This window comes from Microbacterium sp. LjRoot205 (assembly GCF_056175745.1).
The window spans coordinates 106,340-120,787 of sequence record NZ_JBGFFH010000002.1; the positions used below are offsets into that span (position 1 = coordinate 106,340).

A 14,448-nucleotide genomic window follows, 5' to 3' on the forward strand; every position below is an offset into this window, starting at 1 on the left:
TAGTTCGTACCTCCGACATCGACGGGGAGGTTATCCACACGCCGACCTCGCCGGCATCCGCCTTCTCCTAGCCTTCCGGCATGGATCTCCGCACCGTGGCCGTCGTGACGGTCCATCTGATGCTGTTCGTGGTCGCCTGCATACTCGTCACCATCGACATCCGCACACATCGACTGCCGAACCGGATCGTGCTCCCCACCCTCGCGGCGCTCATCCTCCTCGGGGTCGCCGACGCCATCACCTCCGGTGAGAGCGCGGCGATGGTCAGATCGGCATTCGGCATGCTGATCCTCGGCGGCTTCTATGCGGCGCTCCGTCTGCTCAGCCGCGAGGGAATGGGCGGAGGAGACGTCAAGCTCGCCGCCGTCATCGGCCTGATCCTCGGTTGGCACAGCTGGCAGGCGCTCGCCGTGGGAGCAGCATCCGCCTTCGTCCTCGGTGCTCTGTTCTCCGTGTCGCTGATGATGCTCCGCAGGGCGGACGGCTCGACGCGCATCGCCTTCGGGCCGTGGATGATCCTCGGCGCGATCCTCGGCATCCTCGTGCAGTGAGGCGTCTTGCAGCGTGTCGGCGCTAGGGTGAGCACATGGCACTTGCACGACTTCACGGCGGCCCGCTCGACGGGCAGATCATTCCTCTCGGCGATGCGGACGACAAGCTGATCGTCCCCTACAGCGAGACCCAGGTGGTGTACAACCGGCGCGGTGACGCGCAGAACACCGGCGACACCGACGGTCCCACCGAGATCGACTACTGGTACGACGAATCCCTCGAGGACATCAGCCCGTCGGATGACTGAGCACCACACCGCTCCGCAGTCCGGCCTCGAACCCTCCAGGGTCGTCGAGGTCGAGCGCAAGTACGACGTCGACGACGCCACCCCTCTTCCGGAGTGGGTGGGGGTTCCGGGAGTGGATGCCGTGTCGTCGGGCGAGGTGCGCGAACTCGACGCACGCTACTTCGACACTGCGGATGCCGGACTCTCCCGCTCAGGGGTGGCTCTTCGTCGTCGCACCGGCGGACCCGATGCCGGTTGGCATATCAAGGGACCGCGTGAGGGCGACGGCCGTCTGGAGATCGGCTGGCCGCTGGGTGACGACGACAGGATCCCCGAGGCGGTGACCGAGACCATCTCTCGATGGGCGACGGGCCCGCTGACGCCCCTCGCCCGGATCGAGAACACCCGAACGGCCTATCTGCTCACCGGAACCGTTGGAGTGGTCGCCGAGTTCGTCGACGATCACGTTCGCGCGACCGACCTCCGACACGACGTGCAGCGTGAATGGCGCGAGTGGGAATTCGAGCTCGGCCCCGCTGCGCCCGCCGACCCGGCGGGGAGAGCGGCCCTGTTCGAGGCCGTCGAGAGGGTGATCTTCGCCGTCGGGGGTCGCGATGCGGCATCCGGCTCCAAGCTCGCCCGTGCTCTGGGTTTCTGACTCACGGCGCAAGCCCCTTCCGCGCGTGAGCGGGGCCATGCTTGAGTGGCAGACATGACCCGCTCCGCCGTACTCCGCTCGCTGCGGACGATCGTTCCAGACACCGTCATCGAGCAGCACGAGGTGCGCGACATCTTCGCCTCGCAGCCCGACGTCGGGCGCCTCGCGCAGAGGATCATCGGAGCATCCTTCAACGGATCGGGCATCGACACCCGTCACACAGTCATCGAAGAGCTCTCCTCCACGGCGAGCACCGACGCGACGCTCTTCTTCGATCGGGAGTCCGGCCTTCTGCAGTCTCCGGGAACGGCCGCACGCAACGACGTCTACATACGCGAGGCGTCTCGTCTCTTCGTCGAGGTGGCTCGCAGCGCGCTGGACGCAGACCCCGACATCGTCGCCGCCGACGTCACGCACGTCATCACCGCATCGTGCACGGGCTTCCATGCGCCGGGCCCGGAGTACGAGATCGTGCGGGGACTGGGTCTCTCAGACAACGTGCAGCGCTATCACCTCGGATTCATGGGCTGCTACGCCTCGCTGCCTGCGCTCCGAGCGGCGAGCCAGTTCTGCGCGGCCGATCCCGATGCCGTGGTGCTCGTGGTCAGCGTCGAGCTGTGCACCGTGCACCTTCGCTCGTCGGAGGACCCGGATCTCATCGTGGCCAACTCCCTCTTCGCGGACGGCGCGGCCGCCGGCATCGTCACAGCGCGCGATCTCCCGACACCGGTTCCTGCCGTCCGCCTCGACGGCTTCCACACGGCCATCGCCGCCGAGGGCGAGAAGGACATGGCCTGGACGATCGGCGACCACGGCTTCGAGATGATCCTGTCGACCAAGGTGCCGCAGATCATCGGCGAGACCATCATCGGCGCCATCCGTCCGCTCTACGCCCGCGAGGGCGAGCTCGCGGCCGCGTTCGACGAGGGGAGGGTGGGGGAGCGCGTGGAGCACTGGGCGATCCACCCCGGCGGACGCAGCATCCTCGACCGCGTGCAGGAGCGACTGCAGCTGAGCGACGCGCAGCTGCACCCGGCTCGGGAGACGCTGCGCGAGAACGGCAACATGTCGAGTGCGACGGTGCTCTTCGTGATCAAGCGGATCCTCGATGACGGCGCCGCCGACGGGTCGCGGGTCGCGGCGATGGCCTTCGGACCGGGGCTGACGGCCGAGAGCGCATTGATGACGGTCACCACCGGCGTCTCGTGAGACACGACCTCTCGATGCGCGCCACCGAGGTGCGCGAGCTCATGGACGATCCGGATGCGGACATCGGGATGCTGGAACAGACCTACAGACGCTTCCGGCTCGTGAACGCGCTCGTCTCACGGCCGGGGCTGCTCTATCGTCGCGAGATCCGGCCGCGCGCCCGCCGTGGTCCCATCCGCATCCTGGACATCGGCGCGGGCGGCGGAGACGTGTGCCGGATGATCGCGGCGCGGTTGCGGCGAGCAGGTCTCGAAGCCGAGATCACGGCGCTCGACGCCGACGAGCGGGCGATTCGCTGGGCTGCCGATAACGACCACGGCGCCGGCATCCGATATCGCTGCGCCTTCGCCGCAGACCTCGTGGCGGAGGGAGAGCAGTACGACGTGGTCTTCTCGAATCACGTGCTGCACCACCTCACCGCGACAGAGCTCGACGGCCTGCTGCGCGACTCCGAGGCGCTCGTCGGCGGCGGTGGCGTCGTGGTGCACCGGGACATCGCCCGCACCCGATTCGCCTATGCCCTGTACGACGCCGCGACCTGGGTCCTCTCGGGAACGCTCTTCCGCGGCTCGTTCATCCGGGAGGACGGCCTCATCAGCATCCGCCGCTCGTACGCGCGGAGAGAGCTCGCCTCTCTCGTGCCGTCAGGCTGGGCTGTTCGCTTCGGCCTCCCCTCACGGCTGGAGTTGAGCTGGAAGGCCGAAGCGGCGTCATAGACGCACGAAGGCCCGACACGCGTGAGCGTGCCGGGCCTTCGACGATCTGATCTTCGGATCAGAAGTTGATCATGTGACCCGCGAGGCCGTGGAAGCCCTCCTGCAGCGCCTCCGACAGCGTCGGGTGGGTGTGCACGTTGCGGGCCAGCTCGAGAGCCGTGAGGTCCCACTTCTGGGCCAGCGTCAGCTCGGGCAGGAGCTCGGAGACGTCGGGGCCGATCATGTGGGCGCCGATGAGCTCGAGGTGCTCGGCGTCGGCGATGAGCTTCACGAAGCCGACGGGCTCGCCGAGTCCGTGCGCCTTGCCGTTCGCCATGAACGGGAACGTCGCGACCTTGATCTCGCGTCCTTCGTCCTTGGCCTGCTGCTCGGTGAGGCCGAACGAGGCGACCTGCGGCGAGCAGAACGTCGCGCGGGGCATCATGCGGTAGTCGCCGAGCGTCTGGGTCTCCGCGCCGCCGATGGTCTCGGCCGCGACGACACCCTGCGCCTCGGCCACGTGGGCGAGCTGCAGCTTGGCGGTGACGTCGCCGATCGCGTAGATGCCCTCGACGTTCGTGCGCATGTGGTCGTCGATGTCGATCGCGCCGCGCTCGGTGAGCTTGACCCCGGTGGCCTCGAGACCGAAGCCCTCGATGTTGGGGGCGAAGCCGACCGACATGAGCACCTTGTCGGCTTCGATCGAGCTCTGCTGGCCGTCCTTGCCGGTGTACGACACGGTGACGGACGAGCCGTTGTCGACGACGGACTCGACCTTGGTGGAGGTGAGGATGTCGACGCCGTAGTTCTTGTACTGCTTCGCGATCTCCTTCGACACATCGGCGTCCTCGTTGGGAAGCGCGCGGTCGAGGAATTCGATGATCGTGACCTTGACGCCGTAGTTGGTCATCACGTACGCGAATTCCATGCCGATGGCGCCGGCTCCGACGATGACGATCGACTTCGGGAGCTCGCGGCTGAGGATCTGCTCCTCGTAGGTGACGACGTTGTCGCTGAGCTGGACGCCCGGGAGCAGACGAACCTTCGAGCCGGTCGCGATGATCGCGTTGTCGAAGGTGACCTCTTCGGTCGAGCCGTCGGCCTTGGCGACCGAGATCGCCTTCGGGCCGGTGAAGGTGCCGCGACCGTCGTACTCGGTCACCTTGTTCTTCTTCATCAAGAAGTGGATGCCCTTGACGCGGCCGTCGGCGACGACACGGCTGCGGTCGAACGCCTTGCCGTAGTCGATCGTGAACTCACCCGAGATGCCGAAGAAGTCGGCCTTGTGGTTGAGCGTGTGCGCGAGCTCCGCGTTCTTCAGGAGAGCCTTGGAGGGGATGCAGCCCACGTTGAGGCAGACACCACCCCAGTACTTCTCTTCGATGATGGCGGTGGACAGACCGAGCTGAGCGCTGCGAACCGCAGCGACGTATCCGCCAGGACCTGCACCGAGGATGACGACATCGTAATGTGGCATGCCTTAAGCCTATCGCTCCGAGGGAAGGTCGGAATCGGTCGAAGCCGGGTCGCGGCGCCCGCGGACCACGAGCCAGACGACGATGCCGAGGATCACGAGCACTCCGACGATCGCGAGCACCCAGATCAGCGTCGTGGGGGCGGATGAGTCGTCGCTCTCGGGGGCGGGAGTGAGGTCGGTGCCGGTGCCGGGGCCCGCGGTCGCGACCGGAGCGGGAGCGGCCGTAGCCGTCTCCGTGGGCTCGGCGCTCGGCTGGGCGGTCGGGGCGGTCTCGGTGCTGTTCGCGACCGCGAAGTCGAACTTATTGGAGGTCGGGTGGCCGTCGCTCGAGACGACCTTCCAGGTCACGCTATAGACCCCCGCAGGGGCCTCCGTGGCGAGCTGCTGCGTCACGATCGCACCCTCGACGGTGGCATCGCCCTCGGTGACCGAGTTGCCGGAGGGGTCCGTTACGACCACCTCGGTCGCGCCGGTCTCGTCGATGAGCTTCGCGCTGAAGGTGAGCGTCAACTCGGCGGGGAGCGTGTCGACCGTGCTGTCGGCCTCGGGGGATGACGCGAGCAGACTGTCGTGGGCCGAGGCGGAGAGAGGCGCGAACAGCACGAGGAACGCGGTCAGAAGGGCGGCGGCGAGTGCGACCGGAGCTGCAGGGAGGCGGCGGGCTGTGGTTTTCACATCCTCAGCCTATGAAGTGTCCGTATGCGATGCCTGAGTGTGAAGCGAGCTCCCGCGAGCGGCATCGGATCAGTTAGTCTGGAGGACTAGGAGGGCATAGTGACAGACAGCCAGAATCGATCGGGCGGAGACGCTGCGATCCACCGTCCCGGCGAGCAGAGGCACGACGTGACGCAGACGTTCGGGCACGACTCGGACCTCTCCTTCGTGCCCTTCGGCGTGGAGCTCACCGACGTGGAGCAGGGCGCCATCGCAGCGCTTCCCTCCGGTTCCGCACTGCTTCTGGTGCGCTCCGGAGCTCTCGCGGGGGCCCGCTACCTGCTCGACACCGATGTGACGACCATCGGTCGCCACCCCGAAGCCGACATCTTCTTCGATGACGTGACCGTCTCGCGCCGCCATGCAGAGGTGACTCGCAACGGCTCGACGTTCGAGATCATCGACCAGCGCTCGCTCAACGGAACCTACGTCAACGGCGAGCGTGTCGATCGCAGCGCTCTGGTCGACGGCACCGAGCTTCGTGTCGGCAAGTTCCGATTGAACTTCTTCGCCTCTCCCGTCGATCGCGTCGCGGCGATCGACTGATGGCGGCTTCTCCCGCCCGCGAACGCTCTGCGTCCGCGGGCCTTCTGAGCATCGGTCAGGTGCTTGCTCGGCTCACACCAGAGTTTCCGGAGCTCACCTCCAGCAAGCTCCGCTTCCTGGAGGTGCAGGGGATCGTCAGCCCGTCGCGCACGGAGTCGGGCTACCGCAAGTTCTCGCAGGCCGATATAGAGCGACTGCGCCTCGGCCTCACGCTGCAGCGTGACCACTACCTCCCTCTCAGCATCATCCGAGAGCAGCTCGACGACGCTGAGGCGAACGGCGATTCAGCCGCCCTCGCTCCGCCGCCGTCGATCACGCCGACGCCTCGTCGCTACCGCCGCAGCGAGCTCCTGTCGGCAGCCGGTGCCGGCCCGCAGCTCCTCAACGATGCGATCAGCACCGGTGTCATCGTGGCGCAGGAGAGCTACCCCGAGTCGACCGTCACGCTGCTGCGCGGTCTGGTCGCGCTCGACCGCCATGGCATCGAGCCGCGCCACCTGCGGTCGCTGCGTCAGGGCGCCGAGCGCGAGGTCGCGCTGATCGAGTCCGCCATGTCGTCTCTGCTCCGTCGCACGGACGCCGCATCGCGGGCGAAGGCGAGCGACATGGCGCCCAACCTCGCCGCGAAGATCGACGAAGTGCGCTCGCTCTTCGTCAAGGACGCGCTCACCAGGTTGCTTTCGTAACGAACTGATTGCGACACACCTTCGGTGTCCCACGGATGTCATTGCCGGTGCCGGAGGGCTGCTCTAGCGTGGAGGTAACAGCTCCAGGGAGGATTTCAAATGAATGCGGATGAGCGTGCAGGCGACCCGCGGTTCGTGCCGGAACTCCTCTTCACCGACGGCCTGCCGGCCATGGACGACGAGGTCGGCTACCGCGGTGCGGTGGCGGCGCGTGCAGCAGGTATCACCTACCGTCAGCTGGACTACTGGGCACGCACCGAGCTCGTAGAGCCCACGGTGCGAGGCGCCAGCGGGTCAGGCTCGCAGCGCCTCTACGGCTTCCGCGACATCCTCGTGCTCAAGCTGGTGAAGAGCCTGCTCGACACCGGTATCTCCCTGCAGCAGATCCGTACCGCGGTCGACGAGCTCCGCCGCGCGGGCATCCGCGATCTCGCGGGCACGACCCTCATGAGCGACGGTGCGTCCGTCTACCTCTGCACGTCGAACGACGAGGTCATCGACCTGGTCAGCCGCGGTCAGGGTGTGTTCGGCATCGCCGTGGGCAAGGTGCTTCGCGAGGTCGAGTCGACCCTCGTCGAATTCGACGCGACATCACCCGACCCGGTCGACGAGCTGTCGGCGCGTCGCGCCAAGCGCTCCGCCTGAGCATCCGCGGCTCCGAGCCGCGCCCCACACGAAGAAACGGCCACCCTCGCGAGAGGATGGCCGTTCTGCTGTCTGCGGTGGATCAGGCCTGCGGGCCGGAATCCGCGACCTGGATGCGCCCGGTGCGGATGATCCGATCGAGCAGCTGGTCGAAGTCGGCAGCGAGCTCCTGAGCCGAGTCGCCGGGCCAGATGTGCAGCGGCTTGGCCGCGCCCTGGGCCTGCTGCAGCGACGTGCGCTCCGGAAGCTGCGGGGAGAGCACGAGGGGGCCGAACATGTCGCGCAGTTCCTTGATGCGGAACTGGTGCTCGATCGACTGGGGCCGCACGCGGTTGACGACGATGCCCAGCGGCTGGAGGCGAGGGGAGAGGCCCCGACGGATCTCCTCGATCGCGCGCAGCGCGCGATCGGCCGCGGCGACGGAGAAGAGGCCGGGCTCGGTGACGACCATCACACGGTCGCTCGCCGCCCAGGCCGTGCGGGTGAGGGCGTTCAGCGACGGGGCGCAGTCGACGAGGACCAGGTCGTAGTCGGCTTCGACGGAGGCCAGCGCCTCTTCGAGCTTCCACACGTCACGCACGCTCGGGTGCGGTCCGTCGAAGTTGATCGCTGACGGGCTGCCGATCAGCACGTCGATGGTTCCGGGGTGCACCTTCGCCCAGCCGCTGGAGGTGATCGCCTGACGGACGACCTTCTCCTTCGGGTTGGCCAGGACATCGGCGATGTTGAGCCGACCGGCCACCTGGATGTCCATTCCGGTGGACACATCGGACTGAGGGTCGAGGTCGACGACGAGCGTTCGGACACCACGGGCGAAGGCCGCTGAGGCCAGGCCGAGGGTCACTGTCGTCTTGCCGACGCCTCCCTTGAGAGAGCTGACGCTGAGTACGTGCACGAACACCACGTTACCTTCCCCTAGGCTGGGTGCACACTCAGCCCCGCCCCATGCGCGCCGATTAGAAGTGCGCATCGAGCTTCCAGAGGTGTGCATGTTCCAGAAGATCCTTGTGGCGAACCGCGGCGAGATCGCGATCCGTGCCTTCCGTGCGGCATTCGAGGTCGGGGCGAGAACAGTCGCCGTCTTCCCGCATGAGGACCGCGGCTCCGTCCACCGGCTCAAGGCGGACGAGGCCTACGAGATCGGCGAGCGGGGTCATCCCGTCCGCGCATACCTGAACGTCGACGAGATCATCCGTGTCGCGAAGGATGCGGGAGCGGACGCGATCTACCCCGGCTACGGCTTCCTGTCCGAGAATCCCGAACTGGCCGAGAAGGCTGCCGCGAACGGCATCGTCTTCATCGGCCCGCCCTCGAAGGTGCTCGAGATGGCAGGCAACAAGGTCGAGGCGAAGCGCCACGCGATCGAAGCMGGGGTTCCCGTGCTCCGCTCGACCGAGGCCTCCGATGACGTCGACGCGCTCGTGGCCCAGGCATCGGATATCGGCTTCCCGCTGTTCGCCAAGGCCGTCGCCGGTGGTGGCGGTCGTGGCATGCGCCGGGTCGAGTCTGCGGCGGAGCTCGCGCCGGCACTGGCAGAGGCGATGCGCGAAGCGGAGAGCGCCTTCGGCGACCCGCGGATGTTCCTGGAGCAGGCCGTCATCCGTCCCCGGCACATCGAGGTGCAGATCCTCGCGGACAAGACCGGCGAGACCGTCCACCTCTTCGAACGCGACTGCTCGGTGCAGCGACGTCATCAGAAGGTCGTCGAGATCGCCCCGGCACCGAACCTCGACGATGGAATCCGCACCGCGCTGCACGGGTACGCGGTCGCGTTCGCGCGATCCATCGGATACGAGAACGCGGGAACGGTCGAGTTCCTGCTCGAGACCGCGGGGGAGCGCACCGGCGAGGTCGTCTTCATCGAGATGAACCCGCGCATCCAGGTCGAGCACACCGTCACCGAGGAGGTGACCGACGTCGATCTCGTGCAGAGCCAGATGCGCATCGCCGCAGGCCAGACCCTCGCCGAACTCGGACTCGAACAGCACAATCTGCAGGTGCGCGGAGCGGCGCTGCAGTGCCGCATCACCACGGAGGACCCGACTCAGGGGTTCCGGCCCGACACGGGCAAGATCACCACCTACCGCTCCCCGGGAGGTGCGGGCATCCGCCTCGACGGCGGCACCGTGCATCAGGGTGCGCAGATCAGCCCGCACTTCGACTCGATGCTCGCCAAGCTGACCTGCCGTGGGCGGGACTACCCGGCGGCGGTCGCACGCGCTCGGCGGGCACTGGCGGAGTTCCGCATTCGCGGCGTCTCGACCAACATCCCGTTCCTGCAGGCCCTGCTCGAGGATGAGGCGTTCATCGCCGGCGACGTGAGCACGTCGTTCATCGACGAGCGCCCGGATCTTCTCCGTGGCCGCGAGTCGAAGGACCGCGGCACTCGGATTCTGAACTGGCTGGTCGACGTCACGGTCAACAAGCCCCACGGGGTCCACCCGGGTTCGCTGGACCCGGCTGCCAAGCTCCCGGCCGTCGACCTCGACTCGACCCCGGTGGCCGGTTCGCGACAGCGTCTGCTCGAGCTGGGCCCGGAAGGCTTCGCCCAGAGCCTGCGCGCGCAGAGCGCTCTCGCGATCACCGACACGACCTTCCGCGATGCGCACCAGTCGCTGCTCGCGACGCGCGTGCGCACGAAGGACCTCGTCGCAGCCGCACCGCACATCGCCCGGTTGACGCCTGAGCTGCTCTCGGTCGAGGCCTGGGGAGGGGCGACGTACGACGTCGCACTGCGCTTCCTCGGGGAAGACCCCTGGGAGCGTCTCGACAAGCTGCGGGCGGCGCTTCCGAACGTCGCGATCCAGATGCTCCTGCGTGGACGCAACACCGTGGGCTACACGCCCTACCCGACGGCCGTCACAGAGGCGTTCGTGCGGGAGGCGGCGGCAAGCGGCGTCGACATCTTCAGGATCTTCGATGCGCTCAACGACGTCGAGCAGATGCGACCGGCGATCGAGGCTGTTCGCAACACGGGCACCGCGGTCGCCGAGGTGGCGCTCTGCTACACCGGTGACCTTCTGAACCCGGCCGAGGATCTCTACACGCTCGACTACTACCTGAACCTCGCGGCCCAGATCGTCGATGCGGGGGCGCACATCATCGCGATCAAGGACATGGCGGGACTGCTGCGACCCGCGGCGGCCGCGAAGCTCGTCGCGGCGCTGCGCGAGCGCTTCGACCTGCCCGTGCACCTGCACACGCATGACACCCCCGGTGGCCAGCTCGCCACACTGCTCGCTGCGAGCGATGCAGGGGTGGATGCGGTCGACGCGGCATCCGCTCCGCTCTCCGGCACGACCAGCCAGCCTTCTCTCTCATCGCTCGTCGCTGCGCTCGCGCATACGGATCGTGACAGCGGCATCTCCCTCGACAGCGTCTCGGATCTCGAGCCGTATTGGGAGGCGGTCCGCCGGATGTACGCTCCGTTCGAGTCCGGACTTCCCGGCCCCACCGGGCGGGTCTACCACCACGAGATCCCGGGCGGTCAGCTGTCGAACCTCCGTCAGCAGGCGAAGGCGCTCGGGCTCGCAGACGACTTCGAGCTGATCGAGGACATGTACGCTGCGGCCGATCGAATCCTCGGTCGTGTTCCGAAGGTGACGCCGTCGTCGAAGGTGGTCGGCGATCTTGCTCTGCACCTGGCCGCGGTCAAGGCCGATCCTGCTGACTTCGAGGCGAACCCCGAGAAGTACGACGTGCCCGACTCCGTCGTCGGTTTCATGGCGGGCGAGCTCGGCGATCTGCCGGGCGGATGGCCGGAGCCCTTCCGCACGAAGGTGCTGGCAGGGCGTGCCGTGCGCATCGGCATGACGGAGATCTCCGCCGACGACGAGGCAGCGTTGGCGGGCGACAGCGCGACCCGTCGTGCGCGGCTGAACACGCTGCTGTTTCCTGCACCCATGCGCGAGTTCACCGAGAGACGGGAACTGTTCGGTGATCTCTCGGTGCTCGACACCGCGGACTACCTCTACGGTCTCGTGCAAGGCCAGGAGCACGTCGTCGAGATCGATCGCGGCGTCCAGCTGTACGTGGGTCTCGAAGCCATCGGAGATGCAGACGACAAGGGCATGCGCACCGTCATGACGACCCTCAACGGTCAGCTGCGGCCCGTGTTCGTGCGCGACAGATCGGTGGCGGTCGACGTCCACGAGATCGAGAAGGCTGACACATCGGTGCCCGGTCAGGTGGCCGCGCCGTTCTCGGGAGTCGTGACCCTGAAAGCGGACGTCGGTGACTCGGTGCGCGCCGGTGAACCGGTCGCATCCATCGAAGCCATGAAGATGGAAGCGGCCATCACCGCCCCCGTCGACGGCGTGGTGGAGAGACTCGCGATCGGCGCGACGCAGCAGGTCGAAGCCGGAGATCTTTTGGTCGTCATCCGCCCGGCGCACTAATCTTGTGCGGGCGAGGCCGCGTTCGACGCAACGCACCCGAGGCCCGCACAAGCTTGGAGTGACACAGTGACCCCGAAGAACGTGGCAGACAACCCGGACGACGAGTCCAGAGGGGTGCTGGACGACGCTACGTCTCTGGATACCTCGGCCATCGGCATACTCGGCAACACGGCGCAGGTGAGCGTCGTGCTCCCGAAGGACGACGATGACGACCTGGAGGACGATGGCGTCGTCGAGGGCGAGGTCGTCGCCGACCTGATCATCGACGAGCCGGTCGCCGCGGCGAAGGCCGCTGCAGAGATCTCACCGGCACCGCTCGGCGCAGCTCCGATGATCATCGAGCTGCCGCCGGAGCCTGTTGCGGACGAGGATCGGACCGGGGCGACCGAACCCGAGTCCGACGCGGTTCAGGAGCCCGAACCCGAGCCCGAGCCCGAATTCGAGCCGGAGTCTGAGCCGGAGCCTGACTTCGAGGCGGAGCCTGAGGCCGACTTCGACGCCGAGCTCGAGCCGGCTCTGGAAGCCGAACCGGATCTGGAAGCCGAGCCCGAACCGGAAGCATCCTCCGAGCCTGACCTCGCGATGGAGCCGGAGCCGGCCCTCGAGGCGGAAGCGTCTTCCGAGCCCGACCTCGTGATCGAGTCTGAGCCGGAAGCATCCTCCGAGCCTGACCTCGTGATGGAGCCGGAGCCGGCGCCCGAGGCGGAAGCGTTATCCGAGCCCGACCTCGCGATTGAGCCTGAGCCTGAGCCTGAGCCTGAGCCTGAGCCTGAGCCTGAGCCTGAGCCTGAGCCTGAGCCGGCGCCGGAGCCGGAACCGGAACCGGAACCGGAGCCGGCGCGCACCCGTGAACGTGCTCCGAGGACGGCACCCGTGACAGCCGTCGGCGCCACCGCTTCCGCTGCCACCGCTTCGGCTGCGCCCGGTGACGCGGTCGCAGCGGAGGCCGCCGCGGCCGCGGCGTTCATCGCCAGGGCGAAAGCCGATATCGACGCCGCACCCAGCTCACGGAGATCGTCGGCGGCAGCATCACTCGCCAAGAAGGAGAGCTCGGTCATGAACGCTGAGAAGCCCCGACGGGCCGCGACCCCGGCGACCCGATCGGGCCGCACCGACGTGCAGCTGTCCGCGAAGCGTCTGGACGCTCTCGGCGACTCCTCTCGCGAGAGCGCCGACCTGCTCACCGCAGATCGTCTTCTCGACCCGCACCGCATCACCAAGCCAGAGCCCGAGGGCGCCTGGAGCCACTTCCTCTATACGATCTCCGGACGTCGGATCAACATCGGAGACGGACGCCGCGCCCGCGAGCGCAAAGCGCTGAGCGCCAGGATCGCCGCACCGATCGTCGGCGGCGCACGATTCGTTCCGGTGCTGTCCCGCAAGGGCGGGGTCGGCAAGACGACGATCACCGCTCTGCTGGGTATGGCTCTCGCCGACGCCCGTGACGATCGCGTGATCGCGGTCGATGCCAACCCCGATCGCGGCACCCTCGCAGAGCGTGTGGTCCGCCCGCACCACAACAAGTCCGTGCGCGATCTCGTCCGGATCCATGACGAGGTCAGGGGATATCACGACATCTCCGCGATCGTCGCGCGGGACGCCACCCGCCTCGACGTGCTCGCGTCGGATTCCGACCCGCGGATCGCAGAAGCCTTCAGCGACAGCGACTACCGGGATGTGGCCGGTGTCGCCGCACACTATTACTCGCTCGTGCTCACAGACACAGGCACGGGCATCGTGCACTCGGTGATGTCGGCCACGCTCGATCTCGCCGATCAGATCGTGATCGTCTCGGGGCTGAGCGTCGACGAGGCGCGCCTGGCGTCGGAGACGCTCACCTGGCTCGAGAGCAACGGATACGCAGAGCAGGCGCGTGAGGCCGTCGTGGTGCTGAACCAGTCGACTCCCGGTGCTCCGCTCGTGCGTCTCAACGAACTCGAGGCTCATTTCCGCACGCGCGCCAAGCATGTCGTGCGGATGCCGTACGACGCGCAGATCGCGGGAGGCGGGACCATCGTCTTCGCCAACCTGCAGCCGGAGACCCGAGTGGCAGCGCGCGAGCTCGCTGCGCTGCTCGTCGAGGGCCTGCGAGCGAAGGTCGACTGATGGCGGTGCGTGAGATCCGGGTCTTCGGAGACCCCGTGCTTCGTACGGTCTGCGCACCGATCGACGCCGTCGACGACGGCGTTCGAGCGCTCGTCGCCGACCTGATCGACACCGTCGAGCTGCCGGGGCGCGCCGGCGTCGCCGCTCCGCAGATCGGTGTCGCGCTCCGCGCCTTCAGCTACAACATCGACGGCGACATCGGCTATGTGCTCAATCCCGTCCTGACCGAGGTTCGTGGAGAGGCTGTGCCGACGGGGGAAGGCTGTCTGTCCGTGCCCGGGCTCTGGCATGACGCGCTGCGTCACCCGTGGGCCAGGGTCGAGGGCATCGACCTCGATGGCGAGCCTGTGGTGCTGGAAGGAAGCGGCCTGATGGCGCAGGCGCTCCAGCACGAGACGGATCACCTCGACGGCAAGCTCTACCTCACGAGACTCGATGCCGAGACGCGCAAGCGTGCGATGCGCGAGGTCCGAGAGAGCGCCTGGTTCTGAACTTCGGAAGGATTCGAGAAAGGCCCCGCCGCGGCGGGGCCTTTCT

Annotated in this window: 14 protein-coding genes; 11 read left to right on the forward strand and 3 right to left on the reverse strand. The window is 67.6% G+C overall.

Translation table 11 applies throughout. The annotated features are described in order from the left end of the window. Nucleotides 1–80 precede the first annotated feature (80 nt). From AC04ME_RS06290 to AC04ME_RS06310, 5 genes are read left to right on the forward strand one after another with little or no spacing between them, the layout of a single operon-like run. On the forward strand, nt 81–551 hold the full coding sequence (locus tag AC04ME_RS06290) for a prepilin peptidase (protein WP_475434141.1): 471 nt from the start codon (nt 81–83) through the stop codon (nt 549–551). A 35-nt stretch (nt 552–586) separates the two neighbouring features. Next, nucleotides 587–799 (forward strand): hypothetical protein, encoded by a 213-nt coding sequence (locus AC04ME_RS06295; RefSeq protein ID WP_042538484.1) that lies wholly within the window; start codon nt 587–589, stop codon nt 797–799. Then, the gene (locus tag AC04ME_RS06300) at nt 792–1,436 is read left to right on the forward strand and encodes a CYTH domain-containing protein (protein ID WP_475434143.1); all 645 of its coding nucleotides are present in this window, start codon (nt 792–794) and stop codon (nt 1,434–1,436) included. The genes AC04ME_RS06295 and AC04ME_RS06300 overlap by 8 nt, the downstream gene beginning before the upstream one ends. A 54-nt stretch (nt 1,437–1,490) precedes the next feature. Next, a complete protein-coding gene (locus AC04ME_RS06305; RefSeq protein WP_475434145.1) occupies nt 1,491–2,645 on the forward strand; it encodes a type III polyketide synthase in 1,155 nt (384 codons plus the stop codon). After that, nucleotides 2,642–3,361 (forward strand): methyltransferase domain-containing protein, encoded by a 720-nt coding sequence (locus tag AC04ME_RS06310; RefSeq protein ID WP_455905154.1) that lies wholly within the window; start codon nt 2,642–2,644, stop codon nt 3,359–3,361. The genes AC04ME_RS06305 and AC04ME_RS06310 overlap by 4 nt, the downstream gene beginning before the upstream one ends. A gap of 58 nt (nt 3,362–3,419) precedes the next feature. On the opposite strand, the gene lpdA is transcribed toward AC04ME_RS06310, so the two are convergent. Then, complete coding sequence (gene lpdA / locus AC04ME_RS06315; RefSeq protein ID WP_042538477.1) at nt 3,420–4,817, reverse strand: dihydrolipoyl dehydrogenase; 1,398 nt, start codon at nt 4,815–4,817, stop codon at nt 3,420–3,422. Nucleotides 4,818–4,826: 9 nt separating this feature from the next. Beyond that, nucleotides 4,827–5,492 carry a copper resistance CopC family protein gene (locus AC04ME_RS06320; RefSeq protein ID WP_042538475.1) on the reverse strand — a complete coding sequence of 222 codons (666 nt, stop codon included), beginning with the start codon at nt 5,490–5,492 and terminating at the stop codon, nt 4,827–4,829. 99 nt (nt 5,493–5,591) lie between these two features. On the opposite strand from AC04ME_RS06320, the gene AC04ME_RS06325 reads away from it, so the two are divergent. The 3 genes from AC04ME_RS06325 to AC04ME_RS06335 all read left to right on the forward strand — a co-directional run bounded on the left by AC04ME_RS06325 (nt 5,592) and on the right by AC04ME_RS06335 (nt 7,408). Continuing rightward, nucleotides 5,592–6,077 carry an FHA domain-containing protein gene (locus AC04ME_RS06325; protein WP_153302217.1) on the forward strand — a complete coding sequence of 162 codons (486 nt, stop codon included), beginning with the start codon at nt 5,592–5,594 and terminating at the stop codon, nt 6,075–6,077. Next, nucleotides 6,077–6,763 (forward strand): transcriptional regulator FtsR, encoded by a 687-nt coding sequence (gene ftsR / locus AC04ME_RS06330; RefSeq protein WP_042538473.1) that lies wholly within the window; start codon nt 6,077–6,079, stop codon nt 6,761–6,763. The genes AC04ME_RS06325 and ftsR overlap by 1 nt, the downstream gene beginning before the upstream one ends. Before the next feature lie 99 nt (nt 6,764–6,862). Further along, nucleotides 6,863–7,408: a MerR family transcriptional regulator gene (locus AC04ME_RS06335; protein ID WP_475434147.1), complete on the forward strand. Its 546-nt coding sequence runs from the start codon at nt 6,863–6,865 to the stop codon at nt 7,406–7,408. An 82-nt stretch (nt 7,409–7,490) separates the two neighbouring features. Here AC04ME_RS06335 and AC04ME_RS06340 read toward each other — a convergent pair whose 3' ends face one another. Further along, the gene (locus tag AC04ME_RS06340) at nt 7,491–8,303 is read right to left on the reverse strand and encodes a ParA family protein (RefSeq protein ID WP_042538598.1); all 813 of its coding nucleotides are present in this window, start codon (nt 8,301–8,303) and stop codon (nt 7,491–7,493) included. Between the two features lie 94 nt (nt 8,304–8,397). On the opposite strand from AC04ME_RS06340, the gene AC04ME_RS06345 reads away from it, so the two are divergent. The 3 genes from AC04ME_RS06345 to def all read left to right on the forward strand — a co-directional run bounded on the left by AC04ME_RS06345 (nt 8,398) and on the right by def (nt 14,402). Further along, the gene (locus tag AC04ME_RS06345; protein ID WP_079114004.1) at nt 8,398–11,805 is read left to right on the forward strand and encodes a pyruvate carboxylase; all 3,408 of its coding nucleotides are present in this window, start codon (nt 8,398–8,400) and stop codon (nt 11,803–11,805) included. Between the two features lie 66 nt (nt 11,806–11,871). Then, nucleotides 11,872–13,911 (forward strand): nucleotide-binding protein, encoded by a 2,040-nt coding sequence (locus tag AC04ME_RS06350; RefSeq protein ID WP_475434149.1) that lies wholly within the window; start codon nt 11,872–11,874, stop codon nt 13,909–13,911. Then, nucleotides 13,911–14,402: a peptide deformylase gene (gene def, locus AC04ME_RS06355; RefSeq protein WP_309689591.1), complete on the forward strand. Its 492-nt coding sequence runs from the start codon at nt 13,911–13,913 to the stop codon at nt 14,400–14,402. Before AC04ME_RS06350 ends, def begins: the two co-directional genes overlap by 1 nt. Nucleotides 14,403–14,448: the final 46 nt, after the last annotated feature.

Coding starts and splice junctions, on each gene's coding strand:
- AC04ME_RS06290 (WP_475434141.1), top strand. CDS start 81: ATGGATCTCCGCACCGTGGCCGTCGTGACGGTCCATCTGATGCTGTTC.
- AC04ME_RS06295 (WP_042538484.1), top strand. CDS start 587: ATGGCACTTGCACGACTTCACGGCGGCCCGCTCGACGGGCAGATCATT.
- AC04ME_RS06300 (WP_475434143.1), top strand. CDS start 792: ATGACTGAGCACCACACCGCTCCGCAGTCCGGCCTCGAACCCTCCAGG.
- AC04ME_RS06305 (WP_475434145.1), top strand. CDS start 1,491: ATGACCCGCTCCGCCGTACTCCGCTCGCTGCGGACGATCGTTCCAGAC.
- lpdA (WP_042538477.1), bottom strand. CDS start 4,817: ATGCCACATTACGATGTCGTCATCCTCGGTGCAGGTCCTGGCGGATAC.
- ftsR (WP_042538473.1), top strand. CDS start 6,077: ATGGCGGCTTCTCCCGCCCGCGAACGCTCTGCGTCCGCGGGCCTTCTG.
- AC04ME_RS06335 (WP_475434147.1), top strand. CDS start 6,863: ATGAATGCGGATGAGCGTGCAGGCGACCCGCGGTTCGTGCCGGAACTC.
- def (WP_309689591.1), top strand. CDS start 13,911: ATGGCGGTGCGTGAGATCCGGGTCTTCGGAGACCCCGTGCTTCGTACG.